18 protein-coding genes and 1 tRNA gene are annotated in these 19,098 nt (G+C 35.0%); 14 read left to right on the forward strand and 5 right to left on the reverse strand.

Annotated features, from left to right (window positions below):
* Positions 1-209: 209 nt before the first annotated feature.
* From gpsA to B6C84_RS08020, 3 genes are read right to left on the reverse strand one after another with little or no spacing between them, the layout of a single operon-like run.
* On the reverse strand, positions 210-1,223 hold the full coding sequence (gpsA, locus tag B6C84_RS08010) for an NAD(P)H-dependent glycerol-3-phosphate dehydrogenase (protein WP_034900767.1): 1,014 nt from the start codon (positions 1,221-1,223) through the stop codon (positions 210-212).
* A 42-nt stretch (positions 1,224-1,265) separates the two neighbouring features.
* The gene (gene secB / locus B6C84_RS08015) at positions 1,266-1,748 is read right to left on the reverse strand and encodes a protein-export chaperone SecB (RefSeq protein ID WP_086320457.1); all 483 of its coding nucleotides are present in this window, start codon (positions 1,746-1,748) and stop codon (positions 1,266-1,268) included.
* A 25-nt stretch (positions 1,749-1,773) separates the two neighbouring features.
* Positions 1,774-2,214 carry a rhodanese-like domain-containing protein gene (locus tag B6C84_RS08020; RefSeq protein WP_065651523.1) on the reverse strand — a complete coding sequence of 147 codons (441 nt, stop codon included), beginning with the start codon at positions 2,212-2,214 and terminating at the stop codon, positions 1,774-1,776.
* A 130-nt stretch (positions 2,215-2,344) separates the two neighbouring features.
* Between B6C84_RS08020 and B6C84_RS11575 the strand changes: the two genes are divergently transcribed.
* From B6C84_RS11575 to fruA, 12 genes are all read left to right on the forward strand, one after another.
* Positions 2,345-2,521, forward strand: coding sequence for a hypothetical protein (locus B6C84_RS11575; protein ID WP_165601679.1), 177 nt, complete (start codon positions 2,345-2,347; stop codon positions 2,519-2,521).
* 588 nt (positions 2,522-3,109) lie between these two features.
* Positions 3,110-4,519: a glutamate--ammonia ligase gene (gene glnA / locus B6C84_RS08025; RefSeq protein WP_086353793.1), complete on the forward strand. Its 1,410-nt coding sequence runs from the start codon at positions 3,110-3,112 to the stop codon at positions 4,517-4,519.
* A 74-nt stretch (positions 4,520-4,593) separates the two neighbouring features.
* Positions 4,594-5,643: a nitrogen regulation protein NR(II) gene (glnL, locus tag B6C84_RS08030; protein WP_086353794.1), complete on the forward strand. Its 1,050-nt coding sequence runs from the start codon at positions 4,594-4,596 to the stop codon at positions 5,641-5,643.
* A 5-nt stretch (positions 5,644-5,648) separates the two neighbouring features.
* The gene (gene glnG / locus B6C84_RS08035) at positions 5,649-7,094 is read left to right on the forward strand and encodes a nitrogen regulation protein NR(I) (RefSeq protein ID WP_086353795.1); all 1,446 of its coding nucleotides are present in this window, start codon (positions 5,649-5,651) and stop codon (positions 7,092-7,094) included.
* A 201-nt stretch (positions 7,095-7,295) separates the two neighbouring features.
* Positions 7,296-8,252: a siderophore ABC transporter substrate-binding protein gene (locus B6C84_RS08040; RefSeq protein WP_217331984.1), complete on the forward strand. Its 957-nt coding sequence runs from the start codon at positions 7,296-7,298 to the stop codon at positions 8,250-8,252.
* A 9-nt stretch (positions 8,253-8,261) separates the two neighbouring features.
* Positions 8,262-9,221, forward strand: coding sequence for an ABC transporter permease (locus tag B6C84_RS08045; protein ID WP_086353796.1), 960 nt, complete (start codon positions 8,262-8,264; stop codon positions 9,219-9,221).
* The gene (locus B6C84_RS08050; protein ID WP_034900751.1) at positions 9,211-10,182 is read left to right on the forward strand and encodes an iron chelate uptake ABC transporter family permease subunit; all 972 of its coding nucleotides are present in this window, start codon (positions 9,211-9,213) and stop codon (positions 10,180-10,182) included. The genes B6C84_RS08045 and B6C84_RS08050 overlap by 11 nt, the downstream gene beginning before the upstream one ends.
* Positions 10,179-10,934: an iron ABC transporter ATP-binding protein gene (locus tag B6C84_RS08055; protein ID WP_086353797.1), complete on the forward strand. Its 756-nt coding sequence runs from the start codon at positions 10,179-10,181 to the stop codon at positions 10,932-10,934. Before B6C84_RS08050 ends, B6C84_RS08055 begins: the two co-directional genes overlap by 4 nt.
* Positions 10,935-11,092: 158 nt before the next feature.
* Entirely contained in the window at positions 11,093-12,121 is a 1,029-nt protein-coding gene (gene cra, locus B6C84_RS08060) for a catabolite repressor/activator (RefSeq protein ID WP_034900747.1), read from the forward strand.
* Positions 12,122-12,321: 200 nt separating this feature from the next.
* The gene (gene fruB / locus B6C84_RS08065) at positions 12,322-13,524 is read left to right on the forward strand and encodes a fused PTS fructose transporter subunit IIA/HPr protein (RefSeq protein ID WP_086353798.1); all 1,203 of its coding nucleotides are present in this window, start codon (positions 12,322-12,324) and stop codon (positions 13,522-13,524) included.
* Between the two features lie 2 nt (positions 13,525-13,526).
* A complete protein-coding gene (gene fruK / locus B6C84_RS08070; protein ID WP_086353799.1) occupies positions 13,527-14,462 on the forward strand; it encodes a 1-phosphofructokinase in 936 nt (311 codons plus the stop codon).
* An 8-nt stretch (positions 14,463-14,470) separates the two neighbouring features.
* Positions 14,471-16,171, forward strand: a complete 1,701-nt coding sequence (fruA, locus tag B6C84_RS08075; protein WP_086353800.1) for a PTS fructose transporter subunit IIBC — start codon at positions 14,471-14,473, stop codon at positions 16,169-16,171.
* 58 nt (positions 16,172-16,229) lie between these two features.
* Here the strand turns inward: fruA and B6C84_RS08080 are convergent, their stop codons facing one another.
* Positions 16,230-16,802 carry an LOG family protein gene (locus tag B6C84_RS08080; protein ID WP_086353801.1) on the reverse strand — a complete coding sequence of 191 codons (573 nt, stop codon included), beginning with the start codon at positions 16,800-16,802 and terminating at the stop codon, positions 16,230-16,232.
* A gap of 148 nt (positions 16,803-16,950) precedes the next feature.
* On the opposite strand from B6C84_RS08080, the gene B6C84_RS08085 reads away from it, so the two are divergent.
* Both B6C84_RS08085 and B6C84_RS08090 read left to right on the forward strand, forming a co-directional pair.
* Positions 16,951-17,026 (forward strand) — tRNA-Asn (locus B6C84_RS08085).
* A gap of 256 nt (positions 17,027-17,282) precedes the next feature.
* Entirely contained in the window at positions 17,283-17,990 is a 708-nt protein-coding gene (locus B6C84_RS08090; RefSeq protein WP_086353802.1) for a carbonic anhydrase, read from the forward strand.
* Between the two features lie 163 nt (positions 17,991-18,153).
* On the opposite strand, the gene B6C84_RS08095 is transcribed toward B6C84_RS08090, so the two are convergent.
* Positions 18,154-19,008 carry an FRG domain-containing protein gene (locus B6C84_RS08095; protein ID WP_086353803.1) on the reverse strand — a complete coding sequence of 285 codons (855 nt, stop codon included), beginning with the start codon at positions 19,006-19,008 and terminating at the stop codon, positions 18,154-18,156.
* Positions 19,009-19,098 lie beyond the last annotated feature (90 nt).

Consider the following 19,098-nt stretch of genomic DNA (forward strand, 5'->3'; position numbering starts at 1 on the left):
GAGGAAAGGGATTTTTAATGTCTAAAATTGGCATTAATAGTGCTTCTTATGAATATTAATAAGAAGTTAGTTCTATAAAATCAAAAATTATAGGAAAGGTTTTTTTAGCGCTTAAAATTGTCGTTAATGGTATTACTTATTAACATCAACAATAGATTAGCCATAAACAATAAAATAATGCGAGGTAAGGGCGGTTCTAAGATCGAAACTTAGCTTTTTAGCTCCTCTTTTTGTGAGCGACCCAGTAATGACATGGCTGCCTGTTTTGGATCTTTATGTTCATAAAGTACTTTATAGATTTGTTCAGTAATAGGCATATCGACATGATATTTTTGTGCTAATGACCAAACTTCTTTGGTATTTCTACAGCCTTCAACCACTTGAGCAATGATCTCTTGTGCTTCTTGAATTGATTTGTTTTGACCAAGTAAAATACCAAAACGACGATTGCGAGATTGATTATCGGTACATGTCAGCACCAAATCCCCTAATCCTGCCATCCCCATAAAAGTGGCGGGATCGGCACCAAGTGCTTCGCCTAATCGCATCATTTCAGCCAATCCTCGAGTGATTAATGCTGTTCTGGCATTAGCACCAAAACCAAGCCCATCCGACAATCCAGCACCAATGGCGATCACATTTTTGACTGCTCCGCCAAGTTGAACACCGATAAAATCTTTGCTGCTGTAGACTCGAAACGATTTACTACAGTGGAATAAATTTTGTAGTTCTGTTAAAAATTGTTCATCAGTTGACGCAACAGTAACTGCAGTGGGTAAACCAGATGCCACTTCTTTAGCAAATGTAGGACCTGAAATAACCGCTAATGGAATTTTGTCACCTAAAACTTCGCGTGCAACATCTTGTAATAATCGTCCAGTATCAACTTCAAGCCCTTTTGTTGCCCAAACAATTTTACTATCCTTTCTTAACAATGGTTTTATTTGTTTAAGAATACTACCAAACGCATGGCTAGGTACAACAATAAGTAAAATTGGTGCAGCAGCAACAGCAGTGGCTAAATCAGCTTCAATTTGCAGTTGCTCAGGGAAAGGGATATCAGGCAAAAATTGCCTATTTTGTCTATCATGCTGCAAAATAGCCATCTTATCTGGGTTATGCCCCCACAATAAGGTTTCATGGCCATTACGTGCTAGTAATATTGCTAGCGAGGTTCCATAAGAACCGGCGCCAATTACAGTCACTGCAGCATCTTTACTCATATATAATCCAATAGACTCGATTAATCAACCAAACAATTACAATTATTGTAAGGTTTCAGTTGCACTATTTTGCGCTTGTTGTTCTTGTTGTTGTAAATAGTTAATGAACAATGCTTCAAAATTTACTGGCTCTAAATTAAGCTGTGGGAATGTTCCTTTATTCACTAGGCTTGAAATAACTTCACGCGCATAAGGGAATAAAATATTTGGACAATAAGCACCAACACAATGTTGAATTTGTGCATCATCAAAACCAATAAGCGAGAAAATTCCTGATTGAGTAACTTCACAAATATACACAACTTCTTCTTGCTGTTTTACCGTTACGGTAACACGTAAAGAAACTTCATGCACTTCATCACTTAATGCTTGTGATGCTGAATTTAGCTCTAAATTCATTTCTGGTTGCCACTGCTTAGTAAAAATTTCAGGGACATTATTGGTTTCAAAAGAAACATCTTTAGTGTAAATACGTTGAATTGCAAATTGTGTTTCTGGTTGTTGTGTATTGTTTTGTTCTGTCATGATAAAACCTTATTTTAAAATTATATTATTTTCTAACCAATGGTAAGTTTTCGCCGTTCCAACCAGCAATACCATCTTTTAATGTAAATACATGTAAAAAACCTTGTTTGACTAATACTTCACCAATACCTGCTGATGTTAAGCCATTTTCATCAATCACAATAATGATGTTTTCTTTAAATTTTTCAATAGTTTTCGCACTAGCATTTTTAATATCAACGGGTAGAATGTTGTGTGATTCAGTAATATGCCCTTTTTTGAAGCTATCTGCTGAACGAATATCAACAATAACCGCATTTTGTTTATTGATCATATTAATTGCTTGCGCGTTATTAATTATTTTCACTTTTGACAATTTAATTTTTACGGTTAATACAATGATTGCAACAAATAACACAATCCAACCTAATGAAAGTAAATGATGATTTTTGACAAAAGGTATAATTTCGAGCGTAACAAAGTCCATACTTTTATGATTACCTAATTTATTAAAAATAAGATAAGATTATAACGATATTGTCTACTGAAATACAGATCTAAAGGGAGAAATCTTATTTTATGCTAATAAGAACTAAAGAATCCTAAGAAGAGAATTAATGTTATTCAGACGATTTATCTTACTGGCATTGCTTTTAGTTACTGTAATCTTGTCTGTTTTAGCCGAACCAAATAATTATGCTACAAATAAAACCGTAAACTTAGATCAAAACATGCAAATAACAGGTGAACCATTATTGTTTGACCTAAATTTAACCTGTCGAGAATTTTTCTAGAAATTGATACCAATGCACCTGATTATTTTCAATATTATGATTGTCCAATACAAGATGAAGGTCAAACATGTTCAATAACTGTAATTTATAAAATCGACGATAAATATCCTAAGTGAACCCATTAATACTTGATAAAAACTATGGGGATGGGGGAACTGAAATATTCATGCTGTTATTGGCATCAATAAAATCCAGTAATGATCGCTAATTCAAAAGATAGTTTATTATATGAAGCGTCGTTTTTTTAAATGAAACATTTAAACGTGATGGGGATGAAATGATTTTTTATTTAATCATAATCGGTTTTCGAAGATTCGATATATAACTTAGTTAAGAAGCATCGCCAATTAACTACTTTGTCATGGAGCAAAATTGTGGCATAAATGGTTTATGTGACATTTTGGTGCATTATTTTGGTGCTTTATGCATTATTATGGTGCATTAATGCTTTTTCTGCTATTATTTAATCACTAAAAACCGTCTAAAATGGTTAATGAAAAACTGGCATCATATTTGCATATAATTTAATAAATAGGCAAAATGCCTTTAAACTGAACAATTATTATATGTCCTCAATGGAGAAGCTACATGTCTACACAAAAAGTTTTAACGCTAATAAAAGAAAACGATGTTAAGTTTGTTGATTTACGTTTTACTGATACTAAAGGTAAAGAACAACACGTTACCATTCCTGTTAGTCAAATCGACGCTGATTTTTTTGAAGATGGTAAAATGTTTGATGGCTCTTCCATTGCTGGTTGGAAAGGCATTAACGAATCAGATATGGTGTTAATGCCAGATGCATCAAGCGCAGTGATTGATCCATTTTTTGAAGATGTAACATTAAATATTCGTTGTGACGTTTTAGAGCCAGCGACATTACAAGGTTATGACCGTGACCCTCGCTCAATTGCTAAACGCGCTGAAGAGTTTTTAAAATCATCAGGTATTGCTGATACGGTTATTTTTGGACCAGAACCGGAATTCTTCTTATTTGATGATGTGCGTTTTGGCTCACCAATGTCTGGTAGTTTTGTACATATTGATGATATCGAAGCTGCTTGGAACTCAGGTACTAAATACGAAGAAGGTAATAAAGGTCACCGTCCTGGTGTTAAAGGTGGTTATTTCCCACTTCCTCCGGTTGACTCGTCACAAGATATCCGTTCTGAAATGTGTTTAATCATGGAACAACTTGGTTTAGTGGTTGAAGCTCATCACCATGAAGTTGCAACTGCAGGCCAAAATGAGATTGCTTGTCGTTTCAATACATTAACTAAAAAAGCTGACGAAGTTCAAATCTATAAATATGTTGTCCAAAATGTTGCTCATGCTTATGGTAAAACTGCGACATTTATGCCTAAACCAATGTTTGGTGATAACGGCTCTGGTATGCACTGTCACCAATCGCTTGCTAAAGATGGCGTAAACCTTTTTGCTGGTGATAAATATGCTGGCCTTTCTGAAATGGCGTTATTCTATATCGGTGGTATTATCAAACATGCTAAAGCGATTAATGCTTTTGCGAACCCAGCGACTAACTCTTATAAACGTTTAGTACCAGGTTATGAAGCACCAGTTATGCTTGCCTATTCTGCGCGTAACCGTTCTGCATCAATTCGTATTCCAGTGGTTACTAGCCCTAAAGCGCGTCGTATTGAAGTTCGCTTCCCAGATCCAGCAGGTAACCCATACTTATCATTTGCTGCGCAATTAATGGCTGGTTTAGATGGTATTATCAATAAGATTCATCCGGGTGATGCGATGGATAAAAACTTATACGACTTACCACCAGAAGAGTCTAAATTAATTCCACAAGTTGCTGGTTCACTTGAAGAAGCTCTTGATGCATTAGATGCGGATCGTGAATTCTTAACTCGTGGTAATGTATTTACTAATGACACCATTGATGCTTATATTGACTTAAAACGTCAAGATGTTGATCGTGTTCGTATGACACCACATCCGGTTGAATTTGAACTCTACTACAGTCTATAAGTCATTATTGTATTACTTAAAGCTTTAACCACCGCTGAAGGGCGGTGGTATCTAATGAGAACGGAGAGCCAACGATGACATTTGATAATGAATCTGATGCAAATCTTGTTCTCGACTCAATGATTACCAATATTTTATTACTTGATAAAAAACTCAATATTCTTTATGCCAATACCGCTGCACAACAGTTACTTGCTCAAAGTTCGAAAAAAATATTAGATAGTTATTTTCCCGACCTATTAGGTTATTTTTCCCTCGATATTGAATTGATGCAAAATGCATTAGAGCAGAATCAAGGTTTTACCGATAGCGAAGTTAATTTAGTCATAAACAATGAATTACATATTTTATCGTTAACTGCACAATTGCTGGCTAATGGCCATGTGCTAATCGAAATGGCACCATTAAATAGTCATAAAAAGTTGAGTCAAGAACAATTACAGCAAGCTCAACAAAATGCTGCCCGTGAATTAGTGCGTGGACTTGCTCATGAAATTAAAAATCCACTTGGTGGGCTAAGAGGAGCGGCGCAATTATTGTCACGAGAACTACCTAACAATGAGTTGCAAGATTATACAAAAATTATCATTGAACAGGCAGATAGGTTAAGAAATTTAGTTGATAGGTTATTAGGCCCTCAAGAGCGGTTACAACAGAAACAACAGAATATACATCAAGCGATCGAACGGATCTATGCGCTTTTATGTTTAGAAAAACCGCTAAATGTTGAAATAATCCGCGATTATGATCCTAGTTTGCCTGAATTCACTCATGATTCAGAACAGATTGAACAAGTGGTTTTAAATATTGTGCGTAATGCCTTACAAGCAATTGATTCAAAATCTGGTTGTATTAAGATTAGAACTAGAACTGCATTTCAAGTCACCTTGCATGGTCAACGTTACCGACTTTGTGCGCGTATCGATATTGAAGATAATGGCCCTGGAGTTCCAGTGCATATTCAAGATACATTATTTTATCCAATGGTTAGTGGTTATGAAGGCGGTACCGGCATTGGTTTGTCTATTGCCCATAATATTATTGACCAGCATAATGGTAAGATTGAATTTAATAGTTGGCCAGGTCATACTGAGTTTTCTATCTATTTACCAATCAAACAATGAGGTTAATGACAATGAATGTTTGGATTGTTGATGATGATAGTTCAATTAGATGGGTTTTAGAAAAAGCGCTTACTAACGCTCATTTTAACTGCATTAGTTTTTCAAGTGGTCAAGAAGTGATTGATGCTTTAGTTAATCATCCACAGAAGCCAGCAGTATTATTATCCGATATTAAAATGCCGGGTATTGATGGGTTATCTTTGCTTAATTATATTAAAGAGCAAATGCCTAATTTACCGGTGATTATTATGACTGCTCATTCAGACCTTGATGCTGCAGTGAATGCTTATCAAAAGGGAGCTTATGATTATATTCCTAAACCTTTTGATGTCGATGAAGTAATTCAGTTGGTTGAGCGGGCTATTTTACAAAGTCAAAGTAATAAACCTAATAGTTCCTCTACCAGCAAAGCTTCTACGGGTATTATTGGTGAAGCACCCGCCATGCAGGAGGTGTTTCGTATTATTGGACGACTCTCTAAATCATCTATCAGCGTACTTATTAATGGTGAATCAGGAACGGGTAAGGAGTTAGTGGCTAAAGCTTTGCATACTCATAGTCCACGCTCACAGTCACCATTTATTGCCTTAAATATGGCTGCTATTCCTAACGATCTGATTGAATCGGAACTATTTGGGCATGAAAAAGGTGCATTTACTGGTGCCGCTCAAATAAGGCATGGTCGATTCGAACAAGCTAACGGTGGAACGCTTTTTTTAGATGAAATTGGTGATATGCCATTGGATGTGCAAACTCGGTTATTAAGAGTTCTTGCTGATGGTCAATTTTATCGGATAGGTGGTTATTCACCTGTAAAAGTTGATGTACGTATAATTGCCGCTACGCATCAAGATTTACAAGCTAGAGTAAGGGAAGGTAAATTTAGAGAAGATTTGTTCCATCGGCTAAATGTGATTCGTATTTTATTGCCACCATTACGTGATAGAGCGCAAGATATACCTAAATTAGCTGAACATTTTTTACGTACCACCGCCAAAGAATTAGGTGTTGAAAGTAAAGTGCTAAGCCCTGATGCTCTTAATCTTTTATGTCTGTTCAATTGGCCGGGCAATGTAAGGCAATTAGAAAATGTTTGTCGTTGGGTAACAGTAATGTCATCCAATAATGAAGTTTATGTGCAAGATTTACCTCCAGAACTATTACAATTATCGGCTTCTGATGCCCCAACTAATTATGAGGTTATTAAAAATGTAACCAATCAGATATTACCAGAAACCGATTGGAAAAAACTGTTAGAACTGTGGGCTAAACAAGCCTTATTAGCTGGTAAAACCGGAATTTTGACGCAAACAGTGAGTGATGTTGAAAAAATTTTATTAAAGTGTGCACTTAATTTTACTCGTGGACATAAGCAAGATGCAGCGAATCTGCTTGGCTGGGGGAGAAATACTTTAACAAGAAAACTCAAAGAATTATCAGATGATAATTGATTATGATAGCATGCCGATTTTTTCGGCAATAAGTCATAATGTTATTATCTAATGTTTTTACCAATTTATTTATTATTATTTTACTGTTTGCTTAAAGTTCATTGAACACTTATTTATTTTTAGTTACAATCGAATGCAAATGATAATTATTCTATTTATCATCCATTCGCTTTTGGACTAAGCTAATAACTAGGAGTTACAATGTATTCATCTATCAAAGTTAAATTTTTAGTATTACTAGCCGCTTTATTTGTATTAGCTGGCTGTGACGATAAAAAACAAGAAGCACCAGTAGCTAATAAAACTATAGCTGTTGAACATGCTCAAGGTAAAACAGATGTTCCTGAAAACCCGAAAAAAGTGGTAGTTTATAACACAGCGACACTGGATATTATTGATGCATTAAATATTCCTGTAACCGGTGTTCCACAATCGGATGTACATTTCCCAGAATTCTTATCAAAGTATGCTGATAAAGCTTATACCAATGTTGGTACTTTATTTGAACCAAATTATGAAGTGTTAAGTTCATTACAACCTGATGTGATTATCGCAGGTGGCCGTGCCAATGATGTTTATAAAAAATTAAGTGATATTGCACCAACTATTTCGCTTGATATTGATCCTAATAATTTTGTAGCTAGCTTAACCGAGCGTACTGAACAGTTAGGCGATATTTTTGCTAAACAAGCAGAAGCTAAAAAATTAATTGCTGATTTTAACCAAAAAATTGAAACACTAAAACCTAAAACAGATACAGCAGGAACTGCCTTAGTGATTATGGTTAATGGTGGTAAAATGTCTGCTTATGGCCCTAAATCACGTTTTGGCTTTATCTTTGATGTATTAGGTTTCAAACCTGCAACAACTTTCCAAGAAGCTGGACGTCATGGTAATGCAGTGACTTCTGAATTTGTGTTAAGTGTTAATCCACAATGGTTATTTGTGTTAGATAGAGACAATGCAATTGGTAATAAAGAAGCTCAATCAGCACAACAAGTTCTAAATAACGAATTAATCCAAAAAACTGATGCATGGCAACAAAATCATATTGTTTATTTAGATTCAACTTCAATGTATATCTCTGGTGGTATTCAAACTTATAGTCAATTAATCGACCAAATAAGTGATGTTTTACAAAAAACATCAGCCAACTAATCATAAGTTATGACAAAAACGGTTTATTTTATTGCAGGCATTTCTCTTTTAATAGCAATGGCTGCATTAAGTCTGTTTATTGGTGCTGGGCATGTGACGTTGGCCGATCTTTGGTCTGATAGTAATATGCGACAAATCTTTCTTGTTAGTCGTGTTCCTAGAACGGTAGCATTACTATTAGCCGGTAGCGCTATGAGTGTTGCTGGCTTAATTATGCAATTACTTACGCAAAATCGGTTTGTTGAACCTTCATTAGTGGGGACAACCCAGTCTGCAAGTCTTGGGCTATTAGTCATGATGGTATTTGCTCCTGGTGCAACGGTAATGACGAAAATGGTGGTGGCAAGTTTATTTGCAATGGCTGGCACGATGTTGTTTATGTTTATCTCACGTAAAATCATCTTTAAATCTGCCTTAATGGTACCGCTTATTGGGATTATGCTTGGCGCAGTAATCAGTGCAATTTGTACTTTTTTTGCCATGTATTTTGATTTATTACAATCACTAGGTGGTTGGGAATCAGGTGATTTTTCTGGCATTTTGCAAGGTCGCTATGAACTATTGTGGTTAGTTGGTGGTATTACCTTACTTGCCTGTTGGAGTGCCGATCGTTTTACTGTCGCTGGATTAGGGCGGGACTTTTCTGTTAATGTCGGACTTAATTATAATAGAGTAATGCTAACAGGTCTGATTGTCATTGCACTTATTGGTGGGATTGTTGTGGTGGTGGTAGGGGTACTGCCATTTTTGGGTTTAATCGTTCCTAATATTGTGAGTTTATTGTTTGGCGATAATGTTCGTAAAACTATTCCGTGGATTTGTCTACTAGGTAGTGGTCTGGTTTTACTCTGTGATATTATTGGACGAGTTATTCGCTATCCCTTCGAAATTCCAGTTAGTGTAATCCTTGGTGTAGTTGGTGCTGTTATATTTTTAGTATTGTTGAGTAAAAAACGTCATGCTGGTTAATCAAAAACGCTTTATTTCAAGTCGAAATACTGTACTGATATTACTGGGTATTGCGCTATTTTGTGTCATTTTTTTCATGACATTCAATTTAAAAGGCAATATTAGTTATATATTGACTCATCGTACTTGGATTGTTTTAACGATGATTTTAGTGGCTTTTTCTGCTGCAACGTCGACTTTGCTTTTTCAGACTGTTACTAATAATCGAATTTTAACACCTTCAATAATGGGATTTGAATCTTTGTTTGTATTGATTCAAACATTGGTAATATTTTTTATTGATGCACAAGGTATTCCTTATATTGGTATTGTGGGTAAATTTATTTTCGAATCATTATTATTAATTTTATTTTCTCTATTTTTGTATCGAGGATTATTTACCAAACTTAAACAAAATCTTCATTTGGTTTTATTAATTGGTATTATTTTAGGTACACTATTTCGTAGTTTCTCCAATTTATTACAACGATTAATGACGCCAACGGAATTCGCTGTTTTGCAAAGCCGTATTTTTGCCACATTTACCCGAGCCGAGCCTGTCTTAATCGTGTTTTCATTAATCATTGCCTCAATTATTGGTCTGTTTTTATGGCGAATGCGCTTTCGATTTGATGTATTAGCATTAGGACGTGATAATGCTATTAATCTTGGGGTCGATTATCAGAAAAGTGTCACTATCATTCTATTACTCGTTTCGGTATTAGTCTCAATATCAACCGCGTTAGTTGGGCCATTCACATTCCTAGGTCTACTTATTGCTAATTTAGCTTATAGTATTAGTGGCTCTAGCCAGCATCGTTTTTTATTACCAACTGCGTTTTTATTAGGCGTGATTTTTCTTGTTGGTGGACAGATGTTTTTAGAGCGGGTCCTAAATATGGTGGGCGCATTATCGATAGTAATTGAGTTTATTGGTGGTTCATTGTTTATCTTCTTATTATTGAAAAAGGTTCCGATGTGATAGAAATTGATAATATTAGTAAAAAGTATCAAACCATACCTGTATTAAAAAATGTGAAAGCAATCATACCTCAAGGTGGTATTACGGCGATCATTGGTCCAAATGGTGCAGGCAAATCAACCTTATTATCAATTATTAGCCGTCTATTACTTGCCGATGAGGGACAAGTAAAAGTTCATAATATGGATGTGGTTAATACGCCTAGTGATAAACTTGCAACCTATTTATCTGTGTTAAGACAAGAGAACCGTTTTACCAGTCGATTGACCGTTTTTGAGTTGGTTGGATTTGGCCGTTATCCTTATTCTAAAGGGCGATTAAATAAAGATGATTTAGTCTATATTAATCGTGCCCTAGAATTTTTAAATTTAACTGAATATAAAGATAGATTTTTAGATGAACTTTCAGGCGGGCAACGGCAGCGTGCTTATGTGGCAATGGTACTTTGTCAGGATACTGAATATGTATTGCTAGATGAACCATTAAACAATCTTGATATGAAACATGCGGTTGCTATGATGAAACAGCTAAGACGAGCTGCCAATGAACTGGGGAAAACTATTGTGATTGTTATTCATGATATTAACTTTGCTTCAGTCTATTCCGATTATATTTTAGCGATGAAAGATGGCCAACTGGTTTATCAAGGCAGTCCTAAACAAATTATGGATTCAAAGATATTAGAGGAAATTTTTGATACACCAGTCAAAATAGAAAATATTCATAATCAAAATATTGCTATTTATTATTAGTATCTAAATTTTTTAACAACAAGGATTTAGAAAATAACTAAATCCTTTTTTATTTCTAACGTTTAATTATTTAATTTATTTATAAATAATATAACTTTTGTTTACATTTAATTTATGTTCAGGTTAAATAACAAGTAGTTTTTTTTTGAGATTAAGTCATGAAATTAGAGCAGATTGCATTGTTAGCTGGCGTATCAAGAACCACAGCGAGTTATGTGGTTAACGGTAAAGCCAAACAATATCGGGTTAGTGATAAAACCATTGCAAAAGTGATGGCGGTGGTAAATGAGTACAATTATCAACCCAACGCAGTAGCTGCAGGTTTAAGAGCAGGTAAAACTCGCACAATTGGTATCATTATTCCTGATTTCGAAAATATCAGTTATAATCGAATTGCTAGCTATTTAGAGCAATTAGTAAAAAAAGAAGGTTATCAATTATTACTCTCTTGTTCTGAAGATGATCCGAAAATTGAAAAAGAGTGTGTTCTGCATTTAAAACAGCGACGAGTTGATGCGTTGGTGATATCTTCGTCATTTGTTGCTGAACCAGATTATGCCTTTTATGATGGTTGGCAAAATAGTGATATCCCTCTGTTCGCATTAGATAGAATATTATCTGTATCAGAGTTTAGGAATGTTGTTGGTGCTGATAAAGAAGATTCAGAAATGCTAGCCAAAGCATTTGATCAGTTAGTTAATGGCACAGTAGTTTATATTGGTGCCTTACCCAATCTATCCGTTAGCCAGCAGCGTATGGAAGGCTTTAAGGAAATTGCATCAAATAGTAACAATAAAGTTGATTTTTTATGTGCAAATAATTATAGTCGTCGTGATGCTGAGGCTACCTTTAGTCAATGGTTAGAATATAATGATTTACCAGATGGTATCTTTTCTACTTCTTTTTCTTTATTACAAGGCACAATTGATGCAATTTTGAAAAAGTTTGATCATCTGCCAGAAAATCTAACTATTGCAACTTTTGGTGATAATGAGTTACTTAATTTCTTACCTTGTAAAATAATTGCGTTATCACAAGATCATAAAGCGATATCAGAAATAACCATTAAACTATTATTTGATAGTTTACATAATAAAAGCTATCAGCCAGGAACCACAGTTATTCCTCGACGCTTAATTTATCGAGGTAGCCTGAGTCGAAAAAGTATTGCTAAAAAATCAATTTAAGCCGTCATAACGACCGCTATTTTCTCAAAAAAACGATCTAGATCACACTTTAGGAATTAATAGATATAATTTACTTGATAATTAACAAGTTTATATTCATTATTGCTGAAACGATTCAATATTATTCAATAACGAACGATTGTGGGATTGCTGAGTTGTTTTTAGTTGACCCAACATTATAACCCAGAGGTATTTATTTTATGTTTCATTTAGTTAAAGAAGATATTCATTTAAATGAACAAGCAACCAATAAAACTGAAGCAATTAAGAAAATTGCAGCTGCATTAACTAATGCTGGTTTTGTCGGAGAAGGATATGTTGATGGTATGCTTGAACGTGAAAGTCAAGCAGCAACTTATTTAGGTATTGGTATTGCTATACCTCATGGTACGCCTAAAACTCGTCATCTAGTTAAAAAAACCGGTGTGCAAGTTTTCTGTTTCCCAGAAGGTGTAGAATGGGGTGATGATGGTGAAAAAGCCTATCTTGCCATCGGTATTGCGGCAAGTTCAGATGAACACTTAGAATTACTTCGTCAATTAACTCACGTACTTGGTGCTGATGGTGTTGAAGAAAGAATTAAGAATATTCAATCAGCCGATGAAGCTCTCGCTATTTTAACTGGCAAAGAGAGTTTAGAAGATAGTCAATTTGTTATTAATGAATCTTCATTATTATTAAATATTCAAGCTGACAGTTTAGCTACTTTACAAGCTTTAAATGCATCACGATTAAAACAACAAAATGCTGTTAATGCTAGCTTTATTACTAACGTCCTTGATAATAAACCGAATTATTTGGGTGACGGCGTATGGTTAAATGACAGCCGTGAAGGTAATTTAAAAAATGCAATTGCGATTAGTCGTACAGTAAGTGAGCTAAACCAAGACGGTAAGCCAGTTAAACTTCTGATTACCATTGCAGCGGTTGATGATAATGTTACAGCTATTGTAAATAACATTGCTACCTTAGCTTACAATCAAAAATTAAACTTACTAATCACTGCAAATAGCGATGATTTTAGCAATATTTTATTATCAGGTTCGCAGTCAGTTTCATCACAACAAGCAGAAACTCAATCTACAACGTCAAGTGCTTCATCAGAAAGTGGTGAATCTAATGGTGAGCTAAGCAGAGAATTTGTCATTCCTAATGAAAATGGATTGCATACTCGCCCTGCATCGGTGCTAGTTAAATTAGTAAAAGAGTTCAATAGTAAAGTGACTGTTGCTAATCTCGATGGTAAAAATGAACCAGTTAGTGCAACCAGTTTAATGAAGATTGTTGCATTAGGTGCAAAAAAAGGCAGTCGTTTACAATTCACAGCAGTTGGTGATGATGCTGAACAAGTATTAGATGCAATCGGTAAAGCTATTGAAAGCGGCTTAGGTGAGGGTGCTTAATCATGGCTTATCGTGTTGCAACTATCACTTTAAATCCTGCTTATGATCTATTAGGTTTTTGTCCTAAAGTTGAGTTAGGTGATGTTAATTTAGTGCAAACTAATGCGTTACTGCCAGCTGGTAAAGGTATCAATGTTGCTAAAATTTTATCTGACTTAGGTATTAAATTAACCGTTGGTGGTTTTTTAGGGAAAGAGAATCGTGATGGTTTTAATTTACTGTTTGAATCATTAAATGTTACTGATAAATTCCAAACAGTCGAAGGTCGTACTCGTATTAATGTTAAATTAACCGAAGAAAACAGTGAAGTTACAGATCTTAATTTTTCTGGTTTTACTATTAGCGAGCAAGATTGGCAAACATTTGTGACTAATTCATTGGAATGGTTGAAAGAGATTGATATGGTTGCCATTAGTGGCAGTTTACCTGCAGGCGTATCTCTTGAAAAGTTCACTGAGTGGATGAAACAAGTAAAAGCAATTTGTCCTAAAGTTGTGTTTGACAGTAGCCGTGATGCTTTAGTTGCTGGGTTGAAAGCTAATCCATGGTTAATTAAACCAAATGATAAAGAACTCGAAATGTGGGTTGGTAGAAAACTAACTACATTATCAGAAATCAAAACTGCTGCTATGGAGCTTATCGATGGTGGCGTAGAAAACGTAGTAATTTCACTAGGAAGTAAAGGTGCTTTATGGGTTACTAAACATGAAGCATGGTTAGCCAAACCGCCTAAATGTAAGGTGGTTAGCACGGTTGGTGCTGGTGATTCAATGGTCGGTGGTTTAATGTATGGTTTACTAACTAACCAATCAATTAAAGACACCTTAGTATTTGCATCAAGTGTTGCCGCTTTATCAGTTGAACAAGCCGGTGTTGGGGTATCAGACCGTCAAGCGGTTACCAACATGTCGGAAAAAATTGAAATAATTGCGGGATAGGAGTATTCATGAATATATATATTGTAGAAGGTAGTAATTCAGGCCCAGTTAATGGCCGTTTAGCTAAAGCGGAATTAGTGTTAGCCGCTAATTCATTAAATTTCAAAGTTGTTGATAATGCAGCATCAGCTGATACGATTATTTCGGTTGGTAATGGTGATATCAGCGATAAATCAGTGATTGGCAAAAAAGTTTATGTGGTAAATGATCTCAATGAAGTTTTTGCTGATCCTAAAAAAATTCTAAATGATGCACAAACCAAAGCGACTGTTTATGATCAATCTGCTAGTTCTGCACCTGTTTCAGCAGCAAATAACGGACAAAAACGTATTGTTGCGGTAACAGCTTGTCCAACTGGTGTTGCGCATACATTTATGGCTGCTGAAGCGATTGAAGAAGAAGCGAAAAAACGTGGCTGGTGGTGTAAAGTTGAAACTCGAGGTTCGGTTGGTGTTGGTAATGAATTAACTCCAGAAGAGGTGGCTTCAGCTGATCTAGTGATAGTAGCATGTGATATAGACGTTGATTTAAGTAAGTTTGCAGGTAAAAAGATGTACCGAACTAAAACCGGTCCAGCTCTTAAAAAAACTGCACAAGAATTAGACAGAGCTTTTAACGAAGCTACAATCTATCAACCAACTAGTTCTGCTTCAACAACAAAATCAAGTAACGAAAAGAAAGGTGTCTATAAGCATCTATTAACTGGTGTATCTTACATGTTACCAATGGTGGTTGCAGGTGGATTAATCATTGCTTTATCATTTGCTTTTGGTTCATTTGAAATGGTTGATGGCGTACAAAAACTGGTAGGTGAATCTCATTTAGCACAAATCGGTGGGCTTGCATTCTCGCTCATGGTACCTTTACTTGCGGGTTATATTGCTTATTCTATTGCTGATAGACCAGGTTTAGCCCCTGGGCTTGTTGGTGGTTTGCTTGCTGTCTCTACTGGTGCGGGCTTTTTAGGTGGTATAATCATCGGTTATTTTGCCGGTTACTTAGCAATGTTAATTACTAAGTATTTACCATTACCAAAAACACTTGAAGCATTAAAACCAATTCTTATTGTACCATTACTTGCTACATTAGCTACAGGCTTAGTTATGCAGTTTATTGTTGGTACGCCGATAGCATGGCTAATGGAAGCTTTAACTGAATGGTTGAAATCAATGGGAACAGCCAACGCTGTTCTGTTAGGTGCACTTTTAGGTGGTATGATGTGTACTGATATGGGTGGACCAATCAATAAAGTTGCTTATGCGTTTGGTACAGGCTTAATTTCGGCTCAAGTATATGCACCAATGGCAGCGGTTATGGCTGGTGGTATGGTTCCACCTTTAGCAATGGGATTAGCAACCTTAATTGCGCGCAAAAAATTTGCCAAAGCAGAACAAGAAAGTGGTAAAGCTTCATTAGTATTAGGCTTATGCTTTATTTCTGAAGGGGCAATTCCTTTCGCTGCTCGTGATCCATTACGTGTTATTCCTTGTTGTATTATTGGTGGGGCAATCACTGGTGGTTTATCATTAGCATTTGGTTCTGAGCTTATGACACCACATGGTGGTCTATTCGCTTTAGCAATCCCTGGCGTAGTTAAACCAGTTGGTGGTTATTTACTATCAATTGTTGTTGGTTCGGTTATTGCGGGTGTCGCTTACGCATTGATTAAAAAACCTGAAGCACAGACTTCTGAATTAGTTAGCGCATAATACATTATGCAACTAAAAACGCCATCATCTGATGGCGTTTTTTTATTCTTGCCTTAATCTATTTTTTTACCCAACGCTGTAAATCTTTTGGGATAAAATTATCCATTCTCTCTAACATTTCATCAGCAACATCTGCTACGATCAATGTTCGATAAAAACTGTCTCGGATAAAGCCTTCTTGTACTGCGTGTTCTAAAAAATTGAGCATAGGTTGCCAAAATTGACTATTTAATAAGGCAACTGGTTTTTCATGATAACCAATTTGCATACCTGTCCATACCTCAAACAGCTCTTCTAATGTCCCTGTGCCTCCAGGCATAGCAATAAAACCATCAGCTAGCTCAGTTAATCTTGCTTTGCGTTGATGCATATTTTCAACAACTTCCAAACGTGTAATACCATGGTGTGCAGTTTCAGCTTTAACTAACCGCTCAGGAATAATGCCAATAACTTCACCACCATGAGCGAGAACGGCATTAGCAATAACCCCCATTAGTCCTTTATTGCCACCACCATAGATTAATCGTCTATTTTGTTTAGCAATGGTCATACCTAATTGCTCTGCTGCTATACGATATTCTGGACGATTACCTTCACTCGCGCCACAAAACACACAAATATTTTTTTTCATCAATTTTACTCTACTGGTTATGCTATTTTCTCGCTATTTTAGCATAGTTTTACCTCGATTTGCTTACAAGCTGAGCAGTTAAACCTAATTAGTGTTTTAGAGATTGACAGAATCGTCATAGATGGTTAATATCTTGTCCGTTAAGTGTTCCTCCATAGTTCAGTCGGTAGAACGGCGGACTGTTAATCCGTATGTCACAGGTTCAAGTCCTGTTGGAGGAGCCAATTTCAGTTTTTAAGAACCTGCTTATATAGCAGGTTTTTTTATATCTACCATTCAATAGATACTTCAAGATCACTTTTATCTGCATAAACATTATTAATTCGCCGTTTAACCATGTTTGAACAGCGATATATAATTATTTTTTATAAGGCGTGTTTTAGCTGGAAAGCCTTATTCTTGCAGAGTATAATTCAGCCTCCCTCCAATTAATACCAAAGTGTGAAATCAACGAAACATAACGTAGTAATTGCAGTATTAATGGCAACTAGCTTATCTTGTGCCGCTATAGGACATTCATCTCATTGGGGATATGAAGGTCAAGAAAAACCAGAAAACTGGGGTAAATTATCAGCAGAGTATTTTATCTGTGAGAATGGTAAAAATCAGTCACCGATCAATATCGATCATGCATTAAAGACAGAGCATGAAAACTTAAAGTTCTCATTCAAACCAAGTAAACAAGAAATTATTAATAACGGACATACTATTCAGGTTAACGTTACTGGTGATAATCAGTTAATATTAGATGAGCAAACCTTTACGTTACAACAATTCCATTTTCACAGCCCAAGTGAAAATACCATTAAAGGTAAAAGTTATCCAATGGAACCCCACTTTGTTTACAAAAATAAAACTGGTGAGCTTACCGTCGTCGCCTTAATGTTTAATAATGGCGAAGCGAATTCTGAAATTGCGAAGGCTTGGCAGCAAATGCCTACGGAAGTGGATAACAAAGCAACTTTAGACAAAACTGTTGATATCAGTACATTATTTCCTAAAACACTCGATTATTATCGCTTTAGTGGATCATTAACAACACCACCGTGTACTGAAGGTGTAAGATGGATTGTGTTAGAACAACCTGTGACCACCTCAGAACAACAAATTGAAAAATTCCACTCAATCATGCATCACAACAACAACCGCCCAGTACAGCCATTAAATGGTCGAATTATTGTTGATTAATAAATGAATTTTGATTGGCTTTATTGATGTTTATTATAAAGCCAATTTTGATTGTTATATTGATTAGAAATAATTAATTGATTCTAAATTATTTGAATGAATTTTTTAGTTGAATTATTTTAATTCCATTGTTTTAAAAAATGATATTTCTTTATAAAAAAGTTTAGTTCTTATGAGATATATACTTAGCCGAACTTTCAATTCCAGGAAAAATGGTGCTTTCATTAATATTTAGTAAATCAAGTTCGTCTAATATTTTTTTTTGATTGTGAATTTTTATTCTCTGAATTTTTATATAATCATTTCCAGTTTCTTCTAAATAAGAATCTAATCCAAATAAAAGGAAAACTCCTGATTGAGATGATATCCTAATATTATTTTTTATTCCTTTGATACAAATAATATTAACTAGATCATTTTTATCTATTCTTGGTTCAAAAAAAGGTTTTTCTTCCTTAATAAAATGAAGGAGTTTTTTGATACTAGGCTGTTGATTAAAACGCTCTCGTTCTTTATGAAAATTAATTGATTCTTTTTCAAAATTGGACAATCTAGCTAAATTAGCAAGACAACTAGCCGTATCAGAATCGTAATATTTAATATGTTCATCATCAATAAAAAATACGATAACTTCTCCCGTATTTTCATTCTTATTTCTATTTGATTTACAAGCAAAATAAAGCGCTACAAGTGGATTAGAAGTTAAGTCCAGTAATCTTGTTGGCATTGAATAATGTTGCATTCGGACTAATTTGTCTAAAGTATATTTATCATTTATAAACTCTTTATATTCAGATAAATATAACTCTCTATATAATATATGTTCTTGTGTTTTATATAAGAAATCATCTTGATCATTTTTCCTAAATAGTGATGGTTCCAAACGATAATGTTCGCATGAATGACCACGATAAAATATATGCTGCAATTTATTGTTATTTTTTATTACTAATATTTGTTCAATAAATTCAACCAAGTTTTCTATATGAATATCATTTGTTTTTTGGTTTTTAAGCATTTAAATTACCAGCTCAGTTTTAAGAAAATTATAATATCCTTTTTTATACAAATAGAGTGGAGCATCAATTAACCCAATACTATTTATTGG

The organism is Gilliamella apis, from assembly GCF_002142155.1.
Classification (GTDB): Bacteria; Pseudomonadota; Gammaproteobacteria; order Enterobacterales; family Orbaceae; genus Gilliamella; species Gilliamella apis.